Below are 23,540 nucleotides of genomic sequence, written 5' to 3'. Positions count from 1 at the left end.
GCGCTCACCCCTCGCAGGAGAGCGGAACCCGGAGTCCCGCGCCGTCGCGCTCGATGGCCGTCTCGAAGGGGCGAGACCGCTCGCGCATCGTCGCTCGGAGCCACGCTGCGGCGTCCGCCCCCGCCTCGACCACCTGCGCGTATTCGTTCTCGACCGGGACGAGGCGGAGCGCCGCCAGCGTCCCGTCCGCGACGCGGAGTTCGAACAGGAAGCTGCGGTCGTTGCGGAACCCGTCCTTGATCGCGTAGTCGTCGACGAAGTTGCCGGTGTCGTACATGATGGGACGGCCGCGGTACACCTCGACGCCCTGGAGGACGTGGGCGCTGTGGCCGTGGACCACGTCGGCCCCGCGGTCGACGAGCCAGCGGGCGAACGACCGCCGCGTCTCGGTCGGCTCCGTCACCCAGTTCGGCCCCCAGTGGGCGGTGACGACGAGCAGGTCCGCGTCGGCGTCGCGGGCCGCCGCCAGCGCGCCGCCGACGCGCCGCCGGGTGAGCGGGTGACTCGGGTCCAGCGGCGCGTAGGCCGTTCCGGGGCTGTCCCGTCCGGCCGCGTAGCTCGGCGACTGATCGGTGACGGCGACGACGGCGACCGAGAGCCCGCCGACCTCGACCACCGCTGGCTCGAACGCGGTCTCTCTGTCCGACCCGGCCCCGGTCGCGGCGACGCCGCCGTCGGAGAGATGCGCCGGCGTGTCGGTCAGCGCTTCGGGACCGAAGTCGAGCAGGTGGTTGTTCGCGAGGCCAGCGCACGTCACGCCGGCTCGGGCGAGCGCCGGCACGGCCCAGTCGGGACTCGCCCGGAAGTGAAAGGTCCGGCCCGGCCGCGGCTCGCCCCGCGTCGAGACGCAGCACTCGAGGTTCGCCACGAGACCGTCGAGCGACCGCAATCGGTCCAGCGTCGACCCCCAGACGGCGGTCGGCCCGTCGGGGTCGTCGCGCCAGCGCTGATCGACGCTCCGACCCAGCATCACGTCGCCGACGAAGCCGAGTCGGCGCGTCTCGTCGGTGGGGACCGACGGCGGACACGTCACGGTCACCTCGCTCGCGCGGCCGAGACAGCCGGCGAGCCCGGCACCGACGCCTGTGAGAGCGAGGCCGGCTCGCGAGGCGTCCGCGAGTACGCGGCGTCGCATCGGAGACACGTGGGGAACTGAGGGCGGGACCGACCTTGAATCTCGGCCCCGGTCACTCGGCAGTGTTTAGGTAAGAGAAAGCGACCGCAAACAGCCAGAAAGCCCCGGCTGGCTGAACTCGGGGGGCTCGCTGCGCTCCTCGGCCTCCGGCCTGCGGTGCTTAGGTCGCCCGCCGTCGTTCAGCCAGCCGCCCCTTTCAGTCCCACCCGTAGCCGGCTGGGCAGCCGGCAGGGGCGGGACTGAAAGGGGCCGGTTTCTCAGCGAACCCCGACGACGCAAGCACGCTACGCGAGCGCAGCGAGTCGCGGGAGCTGAGAAACCGGGGGCTTTCTGGCTCTCTGCACTGCTGACTGCTACACTAAACACCACCGGTCACTCCGCGTCGACGACGTGAGCGTCGGCGGGGTCGAAGCCGACGGTCACCGACCCTTCGGGCGGCTCCTCGGCACGGAGCAGGAGTTCGCGGCCCGCCCAGTCGAGGTGGACGCGCGTGGTCTCGCCGAGGAACTCCGCGCTCGCCACGTCGGCCGTCACCTCGTTCCGGCCGGCGTCGACGGCGAGGCGCTCCGGGCGGACGCAGAAGGTGAGCCGGTCCCGGACGGTGACCGACCCGGCATCCGCGTCGGGGTCGAGCCCGACGGTGAACGTGGCGTCGCCGACGGCAACGTCAGCCAGCCGCCGCCCGCCATCGCCGGTTCGCACCGCCGTCACGTCGCCGGTGAAGACGTTGTTGTCGCCGACGAAGTTGGCCACGAACTCGGTCGCCGGCCAGCGGTAGACGGTCCGCGGCGGCGCGACCTGTTCGACCCGCCCGTCGTGTAGCACCGCCACGCGGTCGGACACCGCGAGTGCTTCCTCCTGGTCGTGCGTGACGTAGACGGTCGTAATGCCGAGTTCCTGCTGGATCTCGCGGACCTGCACGCGGAGGCGCTCGCGGAGCTTCGCGTCCAGTGCGCTCATCGGCTCGTCGAGCAGGAGCACGTCCGGGCCGGGGGCGAGCGCGCGGGCCATCGCCACCCGCTGTTGCTGGCCGCCCGAGAGCGTGTCGGGGTCGCGGTCTTCCATCCCGCCGAGGTCCACCAGGTCGAGCAGGTCGGCCACCCGCTCGTCGGCACTACCGCCGTCGGGCGGGTCGGTGAACCGGAGCCCGTACGCGACGTTCTCGCCGACGCTCATGTGCGGGAACAGCGCGTAGTTCTGGAACACGACGCCCACGTCGCGGTCCTCCGGGGGGACCCCGGCGACGGACTCGCCGCCGAACCGGACCGTCCCGTCCGTCGGTTCCTCGAAGCCGGCGATGAGCCGGAGCGTCGTCGTCTTGCCACAGCCCGAGGGACCGACGAGCGTGAAGAACTCTCCCTCGCGGACGGACAGCGAGAGATCTGAGACGGCGGTCGTCTCGCCGTAGCGCCGCGTGACGCCGTCGAGGGAGACGGCGGGCGGGCGTTCAGAAGCCAACGTCGTCACCCCCGAGGCGGTCGATGAGCAGGAAGCTGACGCTGGTGACGACCAGCAGCACGACGCCCATCGCCGTCGCCGGGCCGAGCCGGCGGCCGATGAAGCGCTCGATGGCGACGGGCATCGTGAACTGGCTCGTTCCGGAGGCGAGCACGACCGTCGCCGAGAACTCCCCGATGGAGATGGCGAAGGCGAACGCTGCACCGGCGACGACGGCGGGCCACACCAGCGGGAGTTCCACGTCCACGAGCGCCCGGACGCGGGGCGCGCCGAGCGCGCGGGCCGACTCGACGAGCGTGCGGTCGACGCCGTCGAGTCCCGGCGCGACGGTGCGGACGACGAACGGGTAGCCGGCGACGGCGTGGGCGGCGACGATGGCGACCGCGCCGCCGACGGCCAGTCGCGTCCCGCCGACCTCGACGCCGAAGACGAGTCCCCGAAGGAGGCCGAGGCCGACGACGATGCCCGACACCGCGAGCGGGGCCATCGCCACCGCGTCGACCAGCTTTCGTCCGCGGTAGTCCCGCGTCGTGAGGACGGCGACGACGACGCCCATCGGGAGCGCGACGGCGAGCGAGGCGACGCCGAACAGCAGCGAGTTCCTGACGGCGTCCCACGGTCGGACCTGGAACGAGGTCCCCGTGGCCTGCCGCTCGACGAGGAAGCGGTAGTGCGCGAACGTCAGTCCCTCCGGCCCGGAGAGGCTGGCGAGGAGCATGCTCGCGATGGGTGCGACGAAGACGGCCAGCGCGACGACGGCGTAGCCCGCGAGGCCGGCGCGGAGGAGGAGTTCGCGCGCCGAGAGCGACGGCGGGACGAGTGGCCGGCGCGGCAGGGGCCGAATCCCGCGCGACCGGACCGTGTGGCGCGTCTCGTAGCGGAGGTAGGCGTACAGCAGGCCGAGCGAGATGCCGAGTTCGATCAGCGCCAGCGCGGCCGCCTCGGCGTACTCCAGGTCGCGGATGAGGCGGTAGACGAACACCTCGACGGTCGCCAGCTGGAAGCCGCCGAGCGCGAGGACGATGGGGAACGTCGAGAAGGTGAACACGAACGTCAGCGCCGCGCCCATCAGCACCGACGGGACGAGCTGGGGCGCGACCACGTCGCGGAACGCCCGCCACGGGCTCGCGCCGAGGCTGCGGGCCGTCTCGACCGCGCTGGCGTCAACGGACTCCCACGCGGCGGTCGTCACGCGCGCCACCAGCGGCGCGTTGTAGAAGGCGTGGGCGATCACGACCGCTTCGAGCGTGAACAGCAGGTTCACCGGGCCGAGACCGAGCGCGCCGAGAACGGCGTTCAGCGTGCCGTTCTGCCCGAACGTGGCGACGAAGCCGACGGCGACCATGATCGACGGCAGGACGAACGGGAGGATGGTCAGCGACCGGAGCGTCCGCCGGCCGGGGAACTCGAAGCGCGCCAGCAGGTACGCCGCGGGCAGGCCGAGCGCCACGCTGACGACCGTCGACAGCGCGGCCTGGTAGGCCGTGAAGCCGACGATTCCGAGCCGGCGGTCAGGCGAGAGCACGCTCTCGACGACCGACGCGACCGAGTCGCCCGCGAGGAGGCGGGCCGGCTCGCCGAAGTAGAACGGGTCGCTGAGGATGTCGAGGAAGACCCGCGCTGTCAGGCGACCCTCGACGAGGACGCTGTCGACGAACACCGTCGCCACCGGGTAGTAGAAGACGACGAGCAGCAGGCCGACGGTGGCCGCGGCGAGCGCGACGAGGGCCCTGCGTTCGATGCGACCGCGGAGCGAGCGGCTGTCGCGGCGAGCGCGGTCCCCGGTCGGCGTCGCTCGCACGCCGTCGTCCCCGTCCGTCGCGCCGTCGATAGCGTCGGCCACGGTGGTCTCAGTTCGAGGCGTACTGGCGCTCCCAGTCCTCGACCCAGTCCGAGACGGAGCCCTTCAGCTCGTCGTAGGTGAAGGTCACGGGCTCGGGCGGTTCGTGTGCCAGTTCGGCGTAGTCTTCCGGGAGGTCCGCCGTCGTGGTCGCGGGGAACTGGACGTTCCTGACGGCGATCTCGCCCTGGACCTCCGGGCGCAACACGAAGCCCAGGAACTCGCGGGCGAGGTCAGGGTTGCTCGCGCCCTCGAAGATCGCCATGCCCTCGGGGTTGGCGTAGCCCTGGTCGTTCAGGAAGCGAACCCGGTGCTTCTGGAGGTCGGCGTCGTTGCGGTCTGCGTACACCTGGTCCGTGGAGTAGGAGACGACCATCGGGGCCTCGCCCCCGGACCACGCGCTGTAGGCGTCGCTCCACGACCCGAGCACGCGAACGTCGTTGTCCTGCAGGTCGCTCCAGTAGTCGAGGTAGCCGTCCGCGCCGAACTGCTTGACCGTGTGGAGCAGGAACGCCCGCCCCGTGGCGGTGCTGGCCGGGTTCGGCGTGATGAGATCGCCCGCGAACTCCTCGCCCAGGAGGCCGTCGAACGTCTCGGGGGCCTCAACAGACGTGCCGTCGAACACCAGGCTGATGTAGCCGGTGTCGTAGGGGATGGCCCGCCCGCGCGGGTCGAACTGGAGTCCGGGCTTCACGTCGTCGCGGCCGGCCACGTCGCCCGCCTCGGCGAACAGCGGGTCGTCGAGCGTCTGGTCGACGCGGACGAGGTCGTCGGTGTTCAGTCCGACGTACGCGTCGGCCTCGATGTCGACGCCGGCGGTCCGGCGCTCGACGTAGTGGTTGAGTTCGTTGCTCGGCGTCTGCCAGACGAGGCGCGCGTCGAACTCCGACTCGAAGCGCTCTTTCAGCCACGCGCCGGGACTCGTCGACGGCGAGTCGACGAGCGCGCTGTACGTGCCGACGACCAGCGTCGGGTCGCCGCCCGCATCGCCGGTGGTGGTCCCGCTCGCCGTCTCGCCGGTGGCCGTCTCACTCCCGCCCGACTCGCCGGTGCTCGTCTCGCCGCTCCCGCCCAGTCCGGCACAACCCGCGAACGACGCGGCCACCGTCGCGCCGGCCGCTGTGAGGAAATTCCGTCTATCCATTACCCCGTGGTCACACCCAGTGGTACTTAACGTGCCTGTTCCCGTTCCGAAGGGAACGTTCGCTCAGAACGGCCCGAAGAGAACCAGCAGCCCGCGGTACTGGAGGATCACCAGCGAGTTGTGGGCGACGACGGCGAGGGTGACGACGGCGAACAGGGCGAGAAACGCGGTCGCCTTCCGCTCGTCGAGGACGCGCCAGCCGGCCACCAGCCACAGCATCGCGACGAACTTCACGAGCCAGAAGCCCGCGACGCCGAACTCGGCGAGCATCGTCCGGACGACGACGTTCCCCTCCTGGAGCCCGGCGGTGAGGCCGGTCAGCGTCAGGAGGATGTCACCGACGGTCGCGACGAGGACGGCCGTCCAGAGCACGACATCCGCTTCGGACATGTCGTGACTGCCGAACCACGCGCGCCAGGAGCCGTCGTCCGCCGACGGGCCGGAGTCCGTTGTCATCATCGAGGACACGGCCCGTGACGGAAAATAGCTCCCGGTCGGCGGGCGAGACACCGACGTTGTCGCCATACGCACCTTTTTCCCGGTCTGCCCCGACGTGGTGACACGACATGGCACGCGACGTTCTCGACCGGGACCCCGACGACCAGGCCCGCGCGCTCTCCCCGGACGGCGACATCGTCGAGCCGGACCTCGTCCCGGATGTCGGCGACGAGGCGATGGTGGCGATGTACCGCGACATGCGCTTCGCCCGGCAGTTCGACGAGCGCCTCATCAGCCTCCAGCGCCAGGGTCGCCTCGGGACCTACTCCTCGCTCGCCGGCCAGGAGGGCGCACAGATCGGGTCGACCTACGCGCTTTCCGACGACGACACCATCTTCTATCAGTACCGCGAGCACGGCGCGCTCGTCGCCCGCGGCCTCCCCTGGGAGTACGTCTGCTACTGGATGGGCCAGGAGATGGGTAACGCCGCCATCGCCGACGTGAACGTGTTCCCGCTGAACATCTCCATCGGGAGCCACCTGCCCCACGCCGTCGGGTGGTCGTGGGCGGCCAAGCGGCGGGGCGACGAGCGCGCCGCCGTGGTGCACTTCGGCGACGGCGCGACCTCCGAGGGCGACTTCCACGAGGCGATGAACTTCGCCGGCGTGTTCGAGACGCCGACCGTCTTCGTCTGTAACAACAACCAGTGGGCCATCTCCGTGCCGAGGGAGCGCCAGACGGCAAGCGAGACGTTCGCCCAGAAAGCAGACGCCTACGGCTTCGACGGCGTGCAGGTCGACGGCATGGACCCACTGGCGACGTACACCGTCACGGAAGCCGCCCGCGAGCGCGCCGTCGGGGCCGATGGGGGCGACCCCGAACCAGTCTTCGTCGAGGCGGTGCAGTACCGCTTCGGCGCGCACACGACCGCCGACGACCCGGACGTGTACCGCGACGAGGCAGAAGTCGAGCGCTGGCGCGAGCGCGACCCGCTCGATCGGATGGAGGCCTTCCTCCGTCACTGCGACCTGCTCGACGACGAGCGCATCGAGTCGATTGACGAGCGCATCGGCGAGCGAATCGACGAGATAATCGAACGGGCCGAAGCCGAGGCCCCGGACCCCGCCGACCTGTTCGCCGACGCCTACGCCGAGCCGACGGCGAACGTCGAGGACCAGCGCGAGTACTTCGAGGCGCTGCGCGAGCGCCACGGCGACGCGACACTGCTCGAATCGGAGTAACGCGACCGAGCCCGTTATCCCCCTGCCGCCACTGCATTTCGCTGTGACATCCTGGCCACCAGTCGACCCGGCCGACGCGAGCGCGGTCGCCGAGCAGCGCGACGACCTCCTCGCGGCGGTTCGGGACCACGCCGGACGGATCGCCTACCAGCTCGCGCGCCTCAAGGGCGGCGACTACGGGCAGGCGACCGTCGAGACCGACCGCGCCGAGTGGACGGTGAAGTACGAGGGCGGCGACCTGGAGTACCTCCGTTTCGCCCCCGGCCGCGGGACCGAGACGTACGTGGTCTCGACGAAACAGCCGCCGGAACCGGAGGCCCTCGCCGACGCGCTCGCCGACTACGACGCGTTCGTCGCCGGCTTCAACGACTACGTCTCGTCGCTCGACGGGGTCCTCGACGACGTGTCGACGGAGTTCCCCGAGGTTGCGTCGACCGACGGCGTCGTGGCCGAACGCGACCGCGTCCTCGGCCGAATCCGCGAGGTCTGTGACCGTATCGCTCGCGAACTCCACCGCTACGAGGGCGGGGACTACGGCACCTTCACCAGCCGGGTCGACGGCACGCGCTGGGAACTGAAGTGGGACGCCGACGGCGCGTCGTACCTCCGCGTGGGCGGGACCGGCGGCCTGTACCTGCTCTCGCAGTACGAGCCCCCGTCGGCCGACGACATCCGCGAGTACGCCCCGCGCTTTCGGGGCTTCGTCGACGCCTACAACGAACACGTCGGGGAACTGGAGTCCGACCTCGCGACCGTCGAACTCTGAGGAGTGGCTGTCAACGACACGACTGTTTGGACGGCAGATCGCCAGACTGCGGGTGAATCACTCCAGAATATCACTCGGAGATAAGTCGGCAGAGTTTTGAGAGGGCATCACCCACGCCGGAGCAATGAGTCAGACAGAGACAGTCAGTGAGTCCGCCGACGGTGTCGGGACCGTCGCCGCGTACGTCGACCGGATGGGCCCCTCGTGGATCGCCGGGGCCATCGCCGCCGGGCCCGCGACCATCGCCAGCCTCGTCACCGCCGGCGGCGCGTACGGCTACACGCTCCTGTGGGTGGTCGTGCTCTCCGCGGGGGCGGGCGCGCTGGCGCAGTACCTCGCGATGCGCCTCGGCCTGCTGACGGAGCGCGGCATCGTCGCCGTCGTCGAAGAGCACCTCGGGGAGACGTGGGCGTGGCTGCTCGTCGGCGACGCGGTGCTCGCCGCCGGCGTCGCCCAGCTAGTCATCATGAAGACCGTCGCCACGGTGTCGGCGACGGTGACGGGCATCGACGCGCGGGTCTGGGGCGTCGCGTGGGCGCTGGTCCTCGCCGCGGGACTGGCCGGCGGCGGCTACCGCTTCCTCGAACTGGCCGCGAAGGTGCTCGTCCTGCTCGTCGTCCTCGCGTTCGTCGCGAGCCTGTTCGTCGTCCCAATCGACGCCGGGGCGGCGGCGAGGGGGCTGGTGCCGTCCGTCCCGAGCGGGAGCGCCCTGGTCGCGGCGGGCATCCTCGGCGGCGCGGTCCACATCACGCTCATCACGATGCACTCCTACACGATGCGGGCGCGGGGCTGGGACCGCGACGACTACGGCCTCGCCACGGTCGACGTCGGCGCGTCGATGCTGGTCGCCTTCGGCGTCTACAGCCTCGCCATCTTCCTCGTGACGGCGAGCGTCCTCACGTCGGCCGACCTCTCGACCGTCGGGGCGGCACAGGCGCTCGGCCCGCTGGTCGGCGACAGCGCGCAGTGGCTCTTCCTGCTCGGACTCTGGGGCGCGGCGGTGTCGACGCTGGGCGGCAACACCATCGTCCCGCCGTTCCTGCTGGCCGACAAGCTCGGCTGGGGGACCACCATCGAGGACGGCCGCTACCGCGCCCTGCTCGTGGCCGCCGCGCTGCTGTCGGCCCCCGGTGCGTTCATCGGCGGTTCCGTCCTCGGCCAGCTCGTCCTCGTCCTCGCGCTCGGAACCGTCGGGACGCCGTTCGCCATCGCGCTCGTCCTCTACCTGCTGAACTCCGACGCGGTGCCGGAAGCGAACTCCCGGCTGGCGAACCTCGGCGGCCTGGCGCTGGTCGTCGTCTCCGGCGGGCTGGCGGGGAACTTCGTCGTCGAGCAGGTCGGCGGCGGCATCGGTCCGCTCTCGGGGTTCGTTCTCGCGTTCGCCGTCGCGCTCGGGCTGGCGACGCTCGGCCTCGGCGGGAAGTTCCTCCGGGAGGAACTGGTCGCGTGAGCGAACTCGGGTTCCCGCTGTCGGGGTCGACGCTGCTGACCGGCCCCTCGAACGTCGGGAAGACCCGGCTGACGGCCGCGGCGCTCGACGCGTGGCTCGACCGCGAGGGGACCGATGGCGTCGTCGTCCTGGACTTCGCCCCCGAATTCGAACGCGACGGCACGGTGCTGGGCGGCCACCTCGACCGCTTCACCGAGATTCCGAACGAGGTGTGGGTCGGCCGGATGGACGCCCGCGCGCCGCGGGCCGAGAGCGACACGCCCGAGCAGGCACAGGCGCTGGCTCGGGAGAACTGGCGGCGGGCGCGCACGCTGCTCGACGCCGTCCCGGGCGCGCCACGGGCGGTGTTCGTCAACGACGTGACCATCCCGTTCCAGCACGGCCGCGAGTCGCCCGACGACCTGCTTGACTACTGCGACACGGCGGCGTGTTGCGTCTGCAACGCCTTCGACAGCGACGAACTGGGCGTCGACAACCCGGTGTCCCGCGCCGAGCGAGACGCGCTCGTCCGCGTCCGGGCGTGGGCCGACCGGACCGTCGAACTGTCCTGAGCGACCTCGGCTACCGGTTCCACTCGTAGAACCACCACGCGCCGCCAAGGAACATCAGGCCGATGCCGAGCGTGGACGTGGCTGGCTCCGGGATGAGAAACAGCACGAGGCCGACGAGGACCATCCCGACCGGTTCGACTTCGTCCATGTACTTCACGAAGTCCATAGTCGAGGGTTCGCCCGCCTGTGGTAAAGAGGTTCGTCCGGTGCGGGACGGTGCGGAGACGGCGAAGCGCCGCGGTCAGCGGAAGCGGAACGTCTCCAGGTTCTGGGGCGCGAACGTCCGCAGGTTCATGTCGTGGTACAGGCTCGACGAGAGGTCCTGGGTGGCCGACTCGTCGCCGTGGACGCAGAGGATCTTCTCGGGGCGAGGGTTCATCGTGCGGACGAAGTTTTCGAGGCCCTGCCGGTCGGCGTGGCCGGAGAAGCCGTCGACCGTCTCGACGTTCATGTCGAGCGTGACGGAGTCGCTCCGGCCGTTGCCGTTGCCGCCGATCGGGATCTCGTTCCGGCCGCGCTGGATGCGACGGCCGAGGGTCCCGCTCGCCTGATAGCCCACGAAGGTAATCGTCGAGTCCGGGTCGGGAGCGAGGTGTTCGAGCCAGGACATGATGGGGCCGCCGGTGACCATCCCGGAGGTCGAGAGGACGATACAGGAGTCGCCGTCGGCCACGGCCTCGCGCTCGTCGTCGCCGCCGTCGATATGCTGGAACTGGTCGGCGAGGAAGGGGTTGTCGTCCGCGTCGAAGATGCGGTCGCGGAGGCTATCGCGGAGGTACTCGGGGTAGGTGGTGTGGATGGCCGTCGCCTCCCAGATCATCCCGTCGAGGTAGATGGGCATCTCGGGGATGTCGCCCTCCCGCATCGCTTCTTCGAGGACGAGCATGAGTTCCTGCGAGCGGCCGACCGCGAACGCCGGAATGAGGACCTTGCCGTCGCGGTCGTACGCGTTCTGGACGATCTGCTTGAGCTTTCGCTCGGAGTCGTCCTGGTCGGTCTGGTAGTCGTTTTTCCCACCGTAGGTGGATTCGAGGACGAGCGTCTCGACCCGCGGGAAGTCGTTGACCGCGCCGTCGAACAGGCGGGTGTCGTCGTAGTGGATGTCGCCGGAGAACGCGACGTTGTACAGGCCGTCGCCGACGTGGAAGTGACAGATCGACGACCCGAGGATGTGGCCGGCGTTGTGCAGCGTCAGTTTGATGTCCGGCGCGATGTCTGTCACGTCGCCGTACTCCAGCGGGATGGTGTGCTTGATCGCCTCGCGGACCATCTCCGAGCCGTAGGGCGGGTTGCGTCCCTCCTTGGCGGCCACGTCGAGGTAGTCGAGCGTCAGCAGGCCCATCAGGTCCCGCGTTGGCTCCGTGCAGTAGATCGGGCCGTCGTAGCCGTACTCGTACAGCAGCGGGACGAGCGCCGAGTGGTCGAGGTGGGCGTGGGTGAGCACGACGGCGTCGATGCCGTTCGCGCCGGCCCCGAACGCCTCGGGGATCTGGAGGTACGGCGTCTCGCTCTCCGCGCCGGGCTTGGCGCCGCAGTCGACGAGGATGCGCGTGTCCGGGGTCGAGAGGATGAACGCGGCGCGGCCGACCTCCCGACAGCACCCGAGCGTCGTGATCCGGACGTACTCGTCGTTGGACATCGGGTCGCGGTGGATCTGCCGACCGACGCGTTCGAGGATGTCGCGGCGGTCCTCGCGCTCCTGTTTGAGGAAGTTCCGGACGTTGTCGACGGTCGAGGACTCGATGGGCGGTGTGCGGACGACTTCGGGCGTCCAGCCGACCTCACGGGTGATGTCGCGGAGGGTCGCGCCGTGGCGGCCGATGACGACGCCAGGCTTCTGGGCCTGGATCACGACCTCGCCGGTGTCCTCGTAGAAGTCGAGGTCCGTGACCCCGGCTTCCTCGGGAATGAGGTCACGAATGTCCTGTTCGGCCCGCGTCGGCGGCGTCAGCACGTCCGGGTCCGGGCGGACGGTGATTCGCTTGCGAAGTTTCGATGCGAGGCGACGCACGAGGTCACCGTCGGCGGCGAACTCCTTGGGGTCGCGGGTGTAGATGACGAGTTCCGGCCCCTCGTAGGTGACGTCCGAGACTGAGATGTGCCTCGGCACTTCGTCGTCTATCGTTGCCTTCACGTCTTCGAGTTGCTTGTCTACAGTACTCATTGCTCAGCAGTGGTGGGCGTCCCGGTGGCTCGGTAGTCCGCGGCCGTCGCGGGCCAACCCGGAACCGACGGGACGAACGCGCTCTAATAAAGTCATACAGTTATCGGTGCGATGTGAGTGTCCGGACGAGGAGGCGTGTCCGGAAAACCGACCTCTAATCCTGAGTATTCCCTTCGGATTATAAAAGCCTTCGCACTACGACGGCGGCGTCACGAGCGGGCGGCAGCGACGCGGTCCGCGTCACGCCGACTCGCGCTCGACGCGCCACGTCGTCCCGTTGGTGTACCCCCACTTCTCGACGGCGAGCGCTGCGGACCGCTGTCTGAGCTGTCGGAACATCGCGCCGACCTCGCTGGGCGAACGGCCGACGTCCGCGGCGACGTACCGGCTCTTGAAATACCGACAGCCGCCGTCGAGTTCCCGCAGCAGGTAGCGTTCGAGCCGCTTCCACTCCTCGGTCCGTGATTCGGCCGGTGGCATGTCCGTCGCAGGGTCGCGGGCCCCCATCAGTCATTGCCGAGATTCGGGCCGAATTGGTCACGAATTGGGCACAGATTTGCGCTCTGGAGCGGACGACGCGACCCCCGCTTGTCGCGGTGAGCGGCCAGAAGCAGGGTGGCGACCCACCGACCTGTGCGAAGATTTACCATTTCCGGCTGAGAACCCGGCGTTCGTGCCGCCGTCCCCGTCCGACACCACACCGACCGTCGCCTGGCACGCGAGTGACGCCGACGGAGTCCTCGACGCCGTCGAGACCGACCGCGGGGGCCTCTCGACGGCGGAAGCCGAACGCCGACTCGAACGGGACGGACCGAACGCGCTCCCACAGCGCGGCGCGCCCCCGGTCTGGGCCGTCTTCGCCCGCCAGTTCCGCAATCCGCTCATCTACATCCTGCTCGCGGCCGCCGTCGTCTCGGTCGCCATCGGCCACCCGACCGACGCCGCGTTCATCGGCGTCGTGTTGCTCCTCAACGCGGTCATCGGGACCGTCCAGGAGTGGCAGGCCGAGCGCAGCGCCGAATCGCTCCAGCGACTCCTCCGGACCCAGGCAACGGTCCGGCGGGACGGCGAACTGCGGGACGTGGACGCCGCGTCGCTCGTCGTTGGCGACCGCGTCGAACTGGAGTCGGGCGACCGGGTGCCCGCGGACGTGCGCCTGCTCTCGGCGACCGGACTGACAGTCGACGAGTCGGCGCTGACCGGCGAGTCCGAGCCCGTCGAGAAGGACCCCGACTGGACGGGTGACCGCGACGCCACGCTGGGCGACCGGCGGAACATGACCTACGCCGGGACCTCGGTCGCGCGGGGTCGGGCCAGCGGCATCGTGGTCGCCACCGGAGCGGAGACCGCCGTCGGTGAACTGGCCGCGGACGTGACCGAACGCAGCGGCGGGAAGCCGCCGCTGGTCGTCCGCATGGAGCGGTTCACCCGCGTCGTCGGGGCCGTGGTCCTCGTCGCCGCCGTCGTCGCGGCGGCGCTCGGCGTCTTCGTCCAGGGCTATCCCCTCGCCGAGATGTTCCTGTTCGCAGTCGCGCTGTCCGTCTCGGCCATCCCGGAGGGACTGCCGGTCGCGATGACGGTCGCGCTCGGCATCGCCACCCGGCGGATGGCTCGCATCGGCGTCATCGTCCGCAAGCTCGTCGCCGTCGAGGGGCTGGGCAGTTGCACGCTCATCGCGACTGACAAGACCGGGACGCTGACCGAGAACGAACTGACGGTCACGCGGGTCTGGCTCCCCGACGGCAGGGAACTGGAGGTGACCGGCGAGGGCTACGCGCCGGACGGCCGCGTCCTGCAGGAGGGCCACCCGCCGGACGCCGAGACGCAGGCGGAACTGCGGGCCCTCGCGCGGGCCGGTGCGCTGTGCAACGAGGGAGACCTGACCTACACCGGCGAGGGGGACGTGACCGAGCGCTCGACCGAGCCGGGCGACTGGTCCTGGTCCGGCGACCCGACGGACGTGGCCATCCTCTCGGCGGCCCACAAGCTGGGCGTCGAGCGCGACCCGCTCACCGAGCGGTTGCCGCAGGTGGCCGCCATCCCGTTCGAGGCGGACCGACGCTTCGCCGCGAGCTACCATCGCGACGGCGCCGAGACCCGCGTCTTCGTCAAGGGCGGGCCCGAACGCGTCTTCGAGATGTGTGACCTCACCGCCGAGCGCCGCGATCAGCTTCGCGAGCGGGCTACCGCCTACGCGACCGACGGCTACCGCGTGCTCGCCGTCGCCGGGGGGACCGTCGAGACGCCGCCGAGCGAACTGGACGGGTCGGAGCCGCCGACGCCCGCGGGCCTCGACCTGCTCGGATTCGTCGGGATGGTGGACCCCCTCCGAAGCGGCGTGGCCGAGGCCATCGCCGCGGCGCGAGCGGCGGGCATCGAGGTGTCGATGGTGACCGGCGACCACCCGCAGACGGCCCTCTCGATCGCCAGACAGCTCGGGATGGCGACCGACATCGAAGAGGTGCTGACTGGGGCCGAACTGGCGGAGATGAACGACGACGCGCTCCGCGAGCGGCTGGACGACGTGCGCGTCTTCGCACGCGTCACGCCCGACCAGAAGCTCCGCATCGTGCAGGCGGCCCAGTCGGTCGGCCACTTCGTCGCAGTCACCGGCGACGGCGTCAACGACGCCTCCGCGCTCCGGGTGGCGAACGTCGGCATCGCCATGGGACGCGCCGGGACGGACGTGGCCCGGGACACCGCCGAACTGGTCCTGAGCGACGACAACTTCGCCACCATCGTCGCCGGCATCGAGCAGGGGCGGGTCGCCTTCGACAACGTCCGGAAGGTCATCTACCTGCTCGTCTCGACGGGCGCGGCGGAACTCGTCCTCGTCATGCTGAGCCTCGCGGCCGGGACGCCGCTACCGCTGCTGCCCGCGCAACTGCTCTGGCTGAACCTCGTCACCAACGGGATCCAGGACGTGGCCCTCGGTTTCGAGCCGGCCGAGGAGGACGTTCTGGAGCGGCCGCCGCGGGACCCGGACGAGCGCATCTTCAATCGGTTGATGATCGAGCGGACGGTGGTCGGCGCGCTCGTGATGGGCCTCGTCGGCTTCGGCGCGTTCACCTTGTGGCTCGGCCAGGGCCTCTCGGAGGCCGCGGCCCGGAACTCGCTGTTGCTGTTGATGGTCCTCTTCGAGAACGTCCACATCGGGAACGCGCGCTCGGAGGTCCGGTCGGTGTTCCGGCTCTCGCCGCTGCGCAGTCCCGTCCTGCTCGTCGGCGCGGCCTCGGCCTTCCTGCTCCACGTGCTGGCGATGTACTTCCCGCCCGCGCAGGCCGTCTTAGGGACGGTGCCCGTCGACCGTTCGACGTGGGCGGTCGTCGCCGGCCTGGCGCTCACGCTGCTGGTCGCGATGGAGCTCCACAAGCTGTCCTGGCGCTACCGATACGGCACAAGGAGTATGCGCCAGGAGCGCGAGTGACGGCGTATGCGCGTGACCCAGGCGACCGTCCGCGAGGAGTACGAGTGGGTGTGCGACCGGGCCGACGTCGTCGTCCCGCTCGTCAACGACACGCGGGCGCACCTCGGCGACCTGTTCGGCGTCGACGTGGACAGGCTGGACGACGCCGAGTACCGGGCGGCCGTCGACGAGGTGTTCGCGGACGGCGACCGCGCGGTCAACGTCGCCGCGCTCGTCGGCCTCCTCCGTGACCTGGACGTGGACGGCGACTACCCCGGCTTCGTCGTCGACGAGCTACTGGGCCGAGAGCTGGCGGCGATGATCGCCGGCGACCAGCCCCTGCGCCTGCTCGCGGAGGCGACGTTCCACGTCGCGGACGTGCGGACCCACGGCGAGGATGGCGACACGGCGGGCGCGGACGACCTCGACGCGGCGCTGGCCGCCGGCGTCCAGACCCGCGTCCCCGGGTGGCCCTGGCAGGACGGAGAGAGCCCGTTCGCGGTGGAGTGAGTGGGCCAGCGAGCGACCCGCCCTCAGAACGAGAACGACGGCGTCCCTAAGAACGCCGTCTCGTAGCCCTCGTGGCGCGACACATGCGGCGGGGCGACAACGTCCACGCCGACGGACGGCTCCGCCGCGTCCGTCTCGACCACCGCGCCGTAGTGGTGCCCGATGTCGGGGTGGACCGCCGCCGTCAGGGCATCTTCGAAGACCGTCGCGCCGTCGGCCTCGACGCGCCCGTCGAGGGACAACATTGGGAGCGGGACGCGGTTGTACGGCGTCCGCACCGAGACGGCGAGGTAGGACTGGCCGTCGTCGAGGAACGCGGCGTCCCGGAGCCACGACGCGACGTAGACGGCGTCGCCGCCCTTGTCCGTCCCGAGGACGGAGCCGGGGAGCGCCGACACCTCCGGGGCCTGCGAGGTCGGAATCATGTCCATGGTCATCAGGTCGACGGCCCCCCGCTCGCCCTGTGACTCGGGGAACTCCTCGAAGGAGAGTTGCTCCAGCGTGCTCTGGCGGAAGTCGAAGTCGACAGTCGCCTCACCGGCCTCGCCGAAGCGACCCGAGAACGCGCCCAGCCGCCGCTCGCTCATCCCGTTGACGCGGACCGAGAGCTGGTAGACGCCGTCGCCGTCGAGCGCGTAGTTGTCGCCGTAGTGAAACCCCATGTTCTGTGAGACCATCGGCCACGGTGGCTTGTCGGCGACCGACTCGCCGTCGCGCGTGACCGTGATCGAGAGGCCGGCGGAGACGGGCAGGACCATCTCGGTTTCGGGGTCCCAGACGGTCGCCATCAGGTGGACGCTGTCCTCGCTCCGGATGTCGACCTTCTCGGCGGTCGTCCCCGTGACCGTCCAGAAGCGGTGGGGAAACGAGTAGGTCAGTCCGACCATGTAGTCGCCGGCCTGGGCCATCCCGGCCATGCCCATCCCCTCGACGTGCGTCGGGCGGTAGGTGGCGTCCGGGCGGTCCTCAACCAGCGGCGGTGCCCGCGTCGACTGCGTACTCAGCGACCCACACCCGGCCAGGGCCGTCGCGCCGGCGAGGCCGGCCCCGGCGAGGAATCGTCGGCGGTTCATGGCCGTCCCTTACCGCCTCGGGTGAAAGACGATTCTGGTACGGCGGGCGAAAACACCGGCGGTCGTCGGCGCGAAGTCGAGACTACTGGCCCGGCGACGCCGGCGGCAACGCCCGCAGGGAGCGCGGCGGGACGAGGTAGTTCCCGCGGCGCTCGACCGACATGTACTGGAGGATACCGTTGTTGACCCGCTGGCCCACGGCGGAGTTCTCGGCCACGTCGGTCCCGTTCATCGCCTCACGCGTCGCGACGAAGTCGTCGATAGCGGCCTGTAGCGAGAGGAAGTGCAGGCCCGCCACCCCATCGTCGGTCGAGTCGAAGTCCCGCCGGAGGATGCGCGGCGAGTCGTCCTCACGTGCCGAGACCAGTTTCTGTGAGTGCCCGACGACGCCGTTGCGCCGGCCGCTCTCGACCGCATCATCGGGGCACTCGTCCATCCCGCTGTCCGTGCCGAGGTTCTCGCCGACGCCCTCGACGCGGTCCTCGGCGGCGTGGGCCGGGCAGAACATCTTCGAGACGCGCTGGTCCCGGGAGTCCTGCTCGTACCACTGCTGGAGTTGCAGGCGGATCTTCGAGAGGTGCTGGGTCGTCCCGTCGGCGAAGGGTCCCGAGGCGACAGTCACGCGGTCCTCGGTGGCCTGGTTCCCCTTGAACCCGGACTTGAAGCCCATGAACAGCGGGGCCTCCTCGGGGACCGGCTCGGAATCGGGGATGCCATCCACGTCCTGATTGCCGGCCGGCAGCCCAGCGCCGATGAACCCGGTCCGTCGGTCCGCTTCGTCGAAAATACCCTCGAAGGATGTAGTCATCTCGTGGTCGTTTGCCGTCTCTCGGGTCCCCTTCAGCGCCTCCTCCGCTTCGAGGACGACCCGCTCGTCGTCGCTCGCGAGGTGGAGCAGGGCGTCCGGCGTGTCGAAGGCCGGGTCCTCGAAGGGGGCCAGCGCCTCCGGGTCGGGGAGGTCGACGCCGGCCGGGCCCGACCCGAAGCGCTCGAAGTACGCCGGTCCGTAGCCGAGCGTGAACAGGAGGCCCTCGGTGCTCCACTCGTAGGCCCGTTCGAGGTCCCGGAGCGCCGTCTCGACCCCCTCGCGGTGGGCGTCGGTCGGCGTTCCCTCGCCGGCGTAGTCGAGCAACAGGAGGACGTGGTGGCGCGGCATCCGGGGGTTGCCCGCGTCGTCGGTCGCCAGCGCGTCGTTCCAGGCGTGCTGGCGTTCCGGGAGCGCCGACGGGTCGTCGGTCCCCTCGGGGACCGAACCCGACCCGCGGTCGAGACAGGCGGCCAGCGCCGCCGTCCCGCCGATGGCGACGGCGCTCTTGGCGAACTCGCGTCGGGAAATCCCGCGTCCAGTCATCACCCGCTCTAGGAACTATCCCCTCTTATGCGGTTGTGGTACAGCGGTCGAAAAGCCCGCTCGGTGCGACGTTCGACGGTGGGCTGGGCTACCCCTCCAGCAAACTGTCCAGCAGCCGCTCGAAGCGGTCGGACAGACGGTCAGTGACCGAGGGATCGACCCGGCGGAGGAGGACGGCCGTCGCGGTCGGTCGGCGGAGCGACAGCGTCACCGCGCCGCCGTCGCGGCGCTTCGCGACGACGCCGCTGTCGACGAGGCCGTCGAGATGGTGTTCGAGCGTGCTCCGGGCGATGTCGAGGCGGTCCGCGATTTCGGCTGGCTGGGCCGTCCCGCGGTCGAGCAGCGCGACCAGCACGTCCCGTGCGGTCTCCCGGCGGAGGAAGGCGATGGCCCGCCGCTCCCAGGGGTCGTACGACGCGTCGTAGTAGTGCGTGCGGCCGCTGACCGACTCGCGGCGGACGCCGTCCAGGCGGTCGAGGTGGTACTGCACCTGCCCCGTCGCCAGATCTAGCGCGCGGGTCAGTTCACGGAAGTGGACGCCGGGATTGGCGTCGATGTGCTCGCGGATGCGGGCTCTGGTCTCGCTCATCGTTCCTCCTCGTCCAGCCGTCGCTCGACCGAGCGGGCGTGGTACACCGCTGTGAGGACAAGCACGACGAAGACGGCGTCGAGCGAGTGTTCGAGCAGGTGGTGCGTCTCGGCCGAGACCATCGCCGCGGTCGAGCCGAGGGCGACGAGCGGCCGAGCGAGCAACGCGGCCAGCGCGACGACCACCAGCAGGTACGAGCGCGAGCGGCGACGGCGGTACGCGACCACGCCGAGGCCACAGAGCGCCGCCCCGGCCAGCGTCGAGACGAGGAGGACGGCGGCGATGTCGGCGTGGAACTCGCCGAGGTGTCCCCCGACGTGGGCGGGCCAGATCATGGGCGGGCTACGGCGTCGACGCGCCTCAGTCGTTCGGTCCGGCACGACTTTTTTATCGGACCGCTGAGATGTGGCGGGTATGGACCGCATCGGCTTCATCTGCGAGCCGGGCCATCCGGTGTTCAGCGACGTCGCGGAGCGCCTCTCCGCCAGGGGGTTCGACGTTCGGTTCTTCCGCCCCGGTGACCCGGTACCCGAAGCCGACATCGACGACCTGACGGCGCTCGTCAACGAGAAAATCCGTCCCGAGTCCTTCCGCGCGCTCCACTACGCCGACCGGACCGGCGTCGAGACGTGGAACGGCTTCCTCGCGACGACGGCGCTCTCCTGCCGGCTGATCGCGCTGCACGGCCTGGAGCACGTGGGCTGTCGGGTCCCGAAGGTCTGGTTCGAGCAGCCCGACTGCGAGTACGTCGCCAGGACGCGCTACAGCTGGGACGGCGTGCCAACGATGGGGGCCGAGGGTGACTTCTATCAGGAACGCATCCGGTCAGAGCCGGTCGAATACAAGTACTACGCAGTCGACGACGGGCGCGAGACTCACCTCCGCGCGCTCCGGGTCCGCTCGAAACTCACCGGGCCGAAGGAAGTCGTCGTCGAGGAGACAGTCGAAGTGACGCTCGCGGCCCGCGTCCGCGAACTGCTGGACCGCTTCGACGCGCGAGCGCTCGGCGTGGACTTCGTCGCCGGCCACGACGGGCACTACGCGGTCGACGCCGACCCCGCACCGAACTTCGTCGGGACCGGGATGGAGCGGCGCATCGCGGACTCCGTCGCCTCGCTGACCACTATCGGTGCCTGAGCCGCCGTCTCTGTCCGCCGTCAACGTACGGTGATCGACGGGAGACTGCCGGACAGGGTCCGTCTGTGCCGAACCGTCGGTCGTATGCAATAGTACACATCGTCATACACCGACCGCGACCGATCGTTCAACACGGTCGGGAACGTCGCCGGTGGGCGGCGGTACTTGCGTGCCAGCGAGGCGTCCGAGACACGGGGTCGCGGGTCGCCGCGACCACCCTTCGGGGAGTTTATTAGCGCCGTGGGCCACGACTCACCTAATGAGCGGCGAGCAGGAACTCGGCATTACCGAGAGCAAGGAGCATTCACCCGGCGAGTGGTACGCCGAGGTCGTCCAGAAGGCCGGCCTCGCGGACTACGCCCCGATGGGCGGATTCATCGTCACGCGACCGCGCGGCTACGCCATCTGGGAGCGGATCCAGAACAACCTCGATGGCTGGTTCAAGGACACCGGCGTCCAGAACGCCTACTTCCCACTCTTCATCCCCGAGAGCTACCTGGAGAAGGAGAAAGACGTCGTCGAGGGATTCGACCCGGAAGTCGCGTGGGTGACCAAGGGCGGCCACGAGGAACTCGAAGAGCGGTTGGCGGTCCGCCCCACCAGCGAGTCCATCATCGCGCCCTTCATGGCCGACTGGATCCGCTCGCACCGCGACCTCCCGATGCAACTGAACCAGTGGTGCTCGGTCGTCCGGTGGGAGGCCACCGAGACCAAGCCCTTCTTCCGCACGAAGGAGTTCCTCTGGCAGGAGGGCCACACCGCCCACGCCGACGAGGACGACGCGTGGGAGGAGACGATGACGCGGCTGGACCAGTACGCCCGCCTCTACGAGGAGGTCATGGCGATGCCGCCGCTGAAGGGGCGCAAGCCGCCACACGACAAGTTCCCCGGCGCGCACACGACGACGACCATCGAGACGCTGATGCCCGACGGGAAGACCGTCCAGGCCGCGACCTCCCACTACCTCGGGACCTCCTTCGCGGAGGCGTTCGACATCACCTACGCCGACGCCGACGAGGAGGACACGCTGGCGCACACCACGTCGTGGGGGCTGTCCTGGCGCGCGATGGGCGCGCTCATCATGACCCACTCCGACGACCAGGGCCTCGTGCTCCCGCCCGCGCTCGCGCCCGACCAGGTCGTCGTCGTCCCCATCTGGCAGGAGGACAACAAGGACGAGGTCGTGGAGTACGCCGCGGACCTCGCCGCCGAAGTCGACGAGGCCGGCGTCCGCGTCGAACTTGACGACCGCGAGCACCGCAATCCCGGCTTCAAGTACAACGAACACGAACTGCACGGCGTCCCGCTCCGCGTCGAGATCGGTCCCCACGAGGTCGAGGACGGCGAGGCCACCCTCGTCCACCGCCCCGACGGGGAGAACGCGACCGTCGACCGCGAGGGCATCGCCGAGACCGTCGAGGAGCACCTCGACACCGTCCACGCGAAGCTCTACGCCGACGCCGAGGAGACGCTGGAGGGCGAGATCCGCGAGGCCGAGTCCCGCGAGGAAATCCTCGGCACCATCGGCCAGCACGGCGGCTACGTCAAGTGCGGCTGGTGCGGCGACGAGGACTGCGAGGAGCCGATCAAGGAGGCCATCGCCGCCGAGATCGTGATGGTCCCGCTTGACCGCGACGAGGAGCCGATCCACGACGACTGCGCTATCTGTGGCGAGGACGCGGAGGAGACGGCGTACTTCGCCAAGAGCTACTGAACGGGCCCGAGCGGAGCGAGGGACCGCAGTTTTCGCCGACGGTTTGCGACGAGTGGTGCGCGAGTCTCGCGAGTGGTCAGAAAACCGCCTCGAACAGTCGCCCCGCGAGGAGAATCGCGACTGGAATCCCGAACACCGCCGCGAGCGCGACGAGTAGTTCGACGACACTCCCCGAACCGGCGCCGGCAGACTGGAGGAGGACACTCGGCTGCATCTTGCCGGTGATGGACCGCGCGGGAGCATAGTTCTTCTCCGTGGGACGCCGTCAGCGGTCGGAGCCGGTCAGGCAACCCGGTCCAGAAAGTCGGCGGCCTCGCGCTCGCCTCGTTCCAGCAGGTCCTCGATGAACCGCGGGTCCCGGTCCAGTTTCGACGACGGGGTGGCGTCCCTGGTGAGTCGCAGGTGGCGAACCTCGACGTGCTTGTAGTCGTCGGGGAGATAGCCCGCGTTCACCCACTCGTTGACTTTTTCGATGAAGTCGAGCTCCTGGTTCAGCGAGATGTTCCCGGACAGTTCCTGCCGGCGGCCGGCGATATCCCCTAGCGAGGTCGGGACGCCGTCGTAGGTCTGTGGCTCGATCTGGACGACCCAGAGTTCGTCGGGCTTTGGCCGCTCGCTGGTCAGGAACTCTTTGACCGGCGGATTCTGCGAGTACAGGCCGTCCCAGTGCCAGTGGTCGTTCATCTCGACGGCCTCGTACAGCAACGGATGCGCGGCCGAGGCAAGCACGGTCTCGGGGGTAACGGCGTCGTCGGTGAAGGTCTCGAACTCGCCGCTGTTGAGGTCGACCGCGCCGATAGTCACGTGCGGCGGGGCATCGTCCGCGAGCGCGGCGAAGTCGTCGAACTCGATGTGGCGGTCGAGCAGGTCCAGGTACCAGTCGTGACCCACGTTGCCCGGCACCGCGTACGGCGAGACGTCCGGGAGCGGGAACATGAGCTGTCGCAGGCGTGAGCGCCAGACGAGCGACTCGTTGAGCAGGAACTCGCCGGGAGTCGTCGCGGCCACGTCGCACCAGACTTCCTCCAGCAGGTCGGCCGCGCGGTCAGGTCCGTCGCTGAGCAGGCCGTACCACGCGGTGACCGCACAGAGCGCGCCGCCGGAGGTCCCGCTCAGACCGACGAGGTCGTAGTCGGCGTCGACGGCGGGGAGCAGTCGCTGCAGCGCGCCGGCGGTGAACGCGGTGTGACTCCCGCCGCCCTGACAGGCGATGGCGACCCGTCGGCCCGTATCACTCATGGTTTAATTCAGATACGCGCGGCTCGTATAGATAGCTACCGTCCGTGGGAAGGAAGGATGGGGTCGGGGAGCGTGTGACGTTTTCTCCGTGCCCCCGATGACCAGTCATGCCCCTACCTATATAAATCGGCGTCAGACTGCAGTCATACAAACGGCAACCGGCGAACAAATACCGTCGTGGGAACGGGTATTTCAGGCCGCCCGGTTCGGCCCCGGGGAGGCCTTCGGCGGGGCTCACGACGAGGGAGAGACGGACGTCCGGGAAAGTACATAATAAATTTGAGTATTATGACCTAATATGGGTGCGTTCGGTATCTCCGGAACCGGCATGGTT

At 69.8% G+C, this 23,540-nt stretch carries 22 protein-coding genes; 8 read left to right on the top strand and 14 right to left on the bottom strand.

The window, feature by feature from the left end:
• Positions 1–4: 4 nt before the first annotated feature.
• The 5 genes from ACOZ4I_RS03910 to ACOZ4I_RS03890 form a co-directional block, all read right to left on the bottom strand.
• A complete protein-coding gene (locus ACOZ4I_RS03910; protein WP_424003233.1) occupies positions 5–1,144 on the bottom strand; it encodes a CapA family protein in 1,140 nt (379 codons plus the stop codon).
• Positions 1,145–1,507: 363 nt separating this feature from the next.
• Positions 1,508–2,602: an ABC transporter ATP-binding protein gene (locus tag ACOZ4I_RS03905; protein ID WP_424003231.1), complete on the bottom strand. Its 1,095-nt coding sequence runs from the start codon at positions 2,600–2,602 to the stop codon at positions 1,508–1,510.
• Positions 2,583–4,436 (bottom strand): ABC transporter permease, encoded by a 1,854-nt coding sequence (locus ACOZ4I_RS03900; protein ID WP_424003229.1) that lies wholly within the window; start codon positions 4,434–4,436, stop codon positions 2,583–2,585. The genes ACOZ4I_RS03905 and ACOZ4I_RS03900 overlap by 20 nt, the downstream gene beginning before the upstream one ends.
• Before the next feature lie 7 nt (positions 4,437–4,443).
• On the bottom strand, positions 4,444–5,577 hold the full coding sequence (locus ACOZ4I_RS03895; protein ID WP_424003227.1) for a thiamine ABC transporter substrate-binding protein: 1,134 nt from the start codon (positions 5,575–5,577) through the stop codon (positions 4,444–4,446).
• A 63-nt stretch (positions 5,578–5,640) separates the two neighbouring features.
• Positions 5,641–6,036: a DUF5658 family protein gene (locus ACOZ4I_RS03890; protein WP_424003225.1), complete on the bottom strand. Its 396-nt coding sequence runs from the start codon at positions 6,034–6,036 to the stop codon at positions 5,641–5,643.
• 107 nt (positions 6,037–6,143) lie between these two features.
• Here ACOZ4I_RS03890 and pdhA point away from each other — a divergent pair, with 107 nt between their 5' ends.
• The 4 genes from pdhA (at position 6,144) to ACOZ4I_RS03870 (ending at position 10,023) form a co-directional block, all read left to right on the top strand.
• Positions 6,144–7,256 (top strand): pyruvate dehydrogenase (acetyl-transferring) E1 component subunit alpha, encoded by a 1,113-nt coding sequence (pdhA, locus tag ACOZ4I_RS03885; RefSeq protein WP_424003223.1) that lies wholly within the window; start codon positions 6,144–6,146, stop codon positions 7,254–7,256.
• A gap of 43 nt (positions 7,257–7,299) precedes the next feature.
• Complete coding sequence (locus ACOZ4I_RS03880; RefSeq protein WP_424003221.1) at positions 7,300–8,022, top strand: hypothetical protein; 723 nt, start codon at positions 7,300–7,302, stop codon at positions 8,020–8,022.
• A 124-nt stretch (positions 8,023–8,146) separates the two neighbouring features.
• On the top strand, positions 8,147–9,472 hold the full coding sequence (locus tag ACOZ4I_RS03875) for a divalent metal cation transporter (protein ID WP_424003219.1): 1,326 nt from the start codon (positions 8,147–8,149) through the stop codon (positions 9,470–9,472).
• On the top strand, positions 9,469–10,023 hold the full coding sequence (locus ACOZ4I_RS03870; RefSeq protein WP_424003217.1) for a hypothetical protein: 555 nt from the start codon (positions 9,469–9,471) through the stop codon (positions 10,021–10,023). Before ACOZ4I_RS03875 ends, ACOZ4I_RS03870 begins: the two co-directional genes overlap by 4 nt.
• 10 nt (positions 10,024–10,033) lie before the next feature.
• On the opposite strand, the gene ACOZ4I_RS03865 is transcribed toward ACOZ4I_RS03870, so the two are convergent.
• The 3 genes from ACOZ4I_RS03865 to ACOZ4I_RS03855 form a co-directional block, all read right to left on the bottom strand.
• Entirely contained in the window at positions 10,034–10,189 is a 156-nt protein-coding gene (locus tag ACOZ4I_RS03865) for a hypothetical protein (RefSeq protein WP_174242918.1), read from the bottom strand.
• Positions 10,190–10,264: 75 nt separating this feature from the next.
• Entirely contained in the window at positions 10,265–12,187 is a 1,923-nt protein-coding gene (locus tag ACOZ4I_RS03860; protein ID WP_424003215.1) for a beta-CASP ribonuclease aCPSF1, read from the bottom strand.
• Between the two features lie 240 nt (positions 12,188–12,427).
• Positions 12,428–12,667 (bottom strand): DUF7123 family protein, encoded by a 240-nt coding sequence (locus ACOZ4I_RS03855; RefSeq protein WP_424003213.1) that lies wholly within the window; start codon positions 12,665–12,667, stop codon positions 12,428–12,430.
• A 193-nt stretch (positions 12,668–12,860) separates the two neighbouring features.
• Here ACOZ4I_RS03855 and ACOZ4I_RS03850 point away from each other — a divergent pair, with 193 nt between their 5' ends.
• Together ACOZ4I_RS03850 and ACOZ4I_RS03845 are read left to right on the top strand one after the other, a co-directional pair.
• Positions 12,861–15,614 carry a cation-translocating P-type ATPase gene (locus ACOZ4I_RS03850; protein WP_424003211.1) on the top strand — a complete coding sequence of 918 codons (2,754 nt, stop codon included), beginning with the start codon at positions 12,861–12,863 and terminating at the stop codon, positions 15,612–15,614.
• A gap of 6 nt (positions 15,615–15,620) precedes the next feature.
• Positions 15,621–16,103: a hypothetical protein gene (locus ACOZ4I_RS03845; protein WP_424003209.1), complete on the top strand. Its 483-nt coding sequence runs from the start codon at positions 15,621–15,623 to the stop codon at positions 16,101–16,103.
• A 23-nt stretch (positions 16,104–16,126) separates the two neighbouring features.
• On the opposite strand, the gene ACOZ4I_RS03840 is transcribed toward ACOZ4I_RS03845, so the two are convergent.
• The 4 genes from ACOZ4I_RS03840 to ACOZ4I_RS03825 form a co-directional block, all read right to left on the bottom strand.
• Complete coding sequence (locus tag ACOZ4I_RS03840; protein WP_424003207.1) at positions 16,127–17,176, bottom strand: DUF7350 domain-containing protein; 1,050 nt, start codon at positions 17,174–17,176, stop codon at positions 16,127–16,129.
• 82 nt (positions 17,177–17,258) lie between these two features.
• Positions 17,259–18,527: a DUF7405 family protein gene (locus ACOZ4I_RS03835; protein ID WP_424003205.1), complete on the bottom strand. Its 1,269-nt coding sequence runs from the start codon at positions 18,525–18,527 to the stop codon at positions 17,259–17,261.
• A gap of 88 nt (positions 18,528–18,615) precedes the next feature.
• The gene (locus ACOZ4I_RS03830; RefSeq protein WP_424003203.1) at positions 18,616–19,116 is read right to left on the bottom strand and encodes a winged helix-turn-helix transcriptional regulator; all 501 of its coding nucleotides are present in this window, start codon (positions 19,114–19,116) and stop codon (positions 18,616–18,618) included.
• Positions 19,113–19,451 (bottom strand): DUF7471 family protein, encoded by a 339-nt coding sequence (locus ACOZ4I_RS03825; RefSeq protein WP_424003201.1) that lies wholly within the window; start codon positions 19,449–19,451, stop codon positions 19,113–19,115. Before ACOZ4I_RS03825 ends, ACOZ4I_RS03830 begins: the two co-directional genes overlap by 4 nt.
• A 79-nt stretch (positions 19,452–19,530) precedes the next feature.
• Between ACOZ4I_RS03825 and ACOZ4I_RS03820 the strand changes: the two genes are divergently transcribed.
• Both ACOZ4I_RS03820 and proS read left to right on the top strand, forming a co-directional pair.
• Positions 19,531–20,253 (top strand): hypothetical protein, encoded by a 723-nt coding sequence (locus tag ACOZ4I_RS03820; RefSeq protein WP_424003199.1) that lies wholly within the window; start codon positions 19,531–19,533, stop codon positions 20,251–20,253.
• A gap of 259 nt (positions 20,254–20,512) precedes the next feature.
• Positions 20,513–21,967: a proline--tRNA ligase gene (gene proS / locus ACOZ4I_RS03815; protein WP_424003197.1), complete on the top strand. Its 1,455-nt coding sequence runs from the start codon at positions 20,513–20,515 to the stop codon at positions 21,965–21,967.
• 76 nt (positions 21,968–22,043) lie between these two features.
• Here the strand turns inward: proS and ACOZ4I_RS03810 are convergent, their stop codons facing one another.
• Complete coding sequence (locus tag ACOZ4I_RS03810) at positions 22,044–22,181, bottom strand: hypothetical protein (protein WP_424003195.1); 138 nt, start codon at positions 22,179–22,181, stop codon at positions 22,044–22,046.
• Positions 22,182–22,249: 68 nt separating this feature from the next.
• Complete coding sequence (locus ACOZ4I_RS03805) at positions 22,250–23,206, bottom strand: patatin-like phospholipase family protein (protein ID WP_424003193.1); 957 nt, start codon at positions 23,204–23,206, stop codon at positions 22,250–22,252.
• Positions 23,207–23,540 lie beyond the last annotated feature (334 nt).

Source organism: Haloarcula salina, from assembly GCF_049603855.1.
Lineage (GTDB): Archaea > Halobacteriota > Halobacteria > Halobacteriales > Haloarculaceae > Haloarcula > Haloarcula salina_A.
This window is presented reverse-complemented; position numbering and strand designations above follow the sequence as displayed.

What these genes read in the sequence shown, in the direction of transcription:
- ACOZ4I_RS03895 (WP_424003227.1), bottom strand. Translation starts at nt 5,577, where the DNA reads ATGGATAGACGGAATTTCCTCACAGCGGCCGGCGCGACGGTGGCCGCG.
- ACOZ4I_RS03890 (WP_424003225.1), bottom strand. Translation starts at nt 6,036, where the DNA reads ATGATGACAACGGACTCCGGCCCGTCGGCGGACGACGGCTCCTGGCGC.
- pdhA (WP_424003223.1), top strand. Translation starts at nt 6,144, where the DNA reads ATGGCACGCGACGTTCTCGACCGGGACCCCGACGACCAGGCCCGCGCG.
- ACOZ4I_RS03875 (WP_424003219.1), top strand. Translation starts at nt 8,147, where the DNA reads ATGAGTCAGACAGAGACAGTCAGTGAGTCCGCCGACGGTGTCGGGACC.
- ACOZ4I_RS03865 (WP_174242918.1), bottom strand. Translation starts at nt 10,189, where the DNA reads ATGGACTTCGTGAAGTACATGGACGAAGTCGAACCGGTCGGGATGGTC.
- ACOZ4I_RS03860 (WP_424003215.1), bottom strand. Translation starts at nt 12,187, where the DNA reads ATGAGTACTGTAGACAAGCAACTCGAAGACGTGAAGGCAACGATAGAC.
- ACOZ4I_RS03855 (WP_424003213.1), bottom strand. Translation starts at nt 12,667, where the DNA reads ATGCCACCGGCCGAATCACGGACCGAGGAGTGGAAGCGGCTCGAACGC.
- ACOZ4I_RS03845 (WP_424003209.1), top strand. Translation starts at nt 15,621, where the DNA reads ATGCGCGTGACCCAGGCGACCGTCCGCGAGGAGTACGAGTGGGTGTGC.
- ACOZ4I_RS03840 (WP_424003207.1), bottom strand. Translation starts at nt 17,176, where the DNA reads ATGAACCGCCGACGATTCCTCGCCGGGGCCGGCCTCGCCGGCGCGACG.
- ACOZ4I_RS03835 (WP_424003205.1), bottom strand. Translation starts at nt 18,527, where the DNA reads ATGACTGGACGCGGGATTTCCCGACGCGAGTTCGCCAAGAGCGCCGTC.
- ACOZ4I_RS03830 (WP_424003203.1), bottom strand. Translation starts at nt 19,116, where the DNA reads ATGAGCGAGACCAGAGCCCGCATCCGCGAGCACATCGACGCCAATCCC.
- ACOZ4I_RS03825 (WP_424003201.1), bottom strand. Translation starts at nt 19,451, where the DNA reads ATGATCTGGCCCGCCCACGTCGGGGGACACCTCGGCGAGTTCCACGCC.
- ACOZ4I_RS03820 (WP_424003199.1), top strand. Translation starts at nt 19,531, where the DNA reads ATGGACCGCATCGGCTTCATCTGCGAGCCGGGCCATCCGGTGTTCAGC.
- proS (WP_424003197.1), top strand. Translation starts at nt 20,513, where the DNA reads ATGAGCGGCGAGCAGGAACTCGGCATTACCGAGAGCAAGGAGCATTCA.
- ACOZ4I_RS03810 (WP_424003195.1), bottom strand. Translation starts at nt 22,181, where the DNA reads ATGCAGCCGAGTGTCCTCCTCCAGTCTGCCGGCGCCGGTTCGGGGAGT.
- ACOZ4I_RS03805 (WP_424003193.1), bottom strand. Translation starts at nt 23,206, where the DNA reads ATGAGTGATACGGGCCGACGGGTCGCCATCGCCTGTCAGGGCGGCGGG.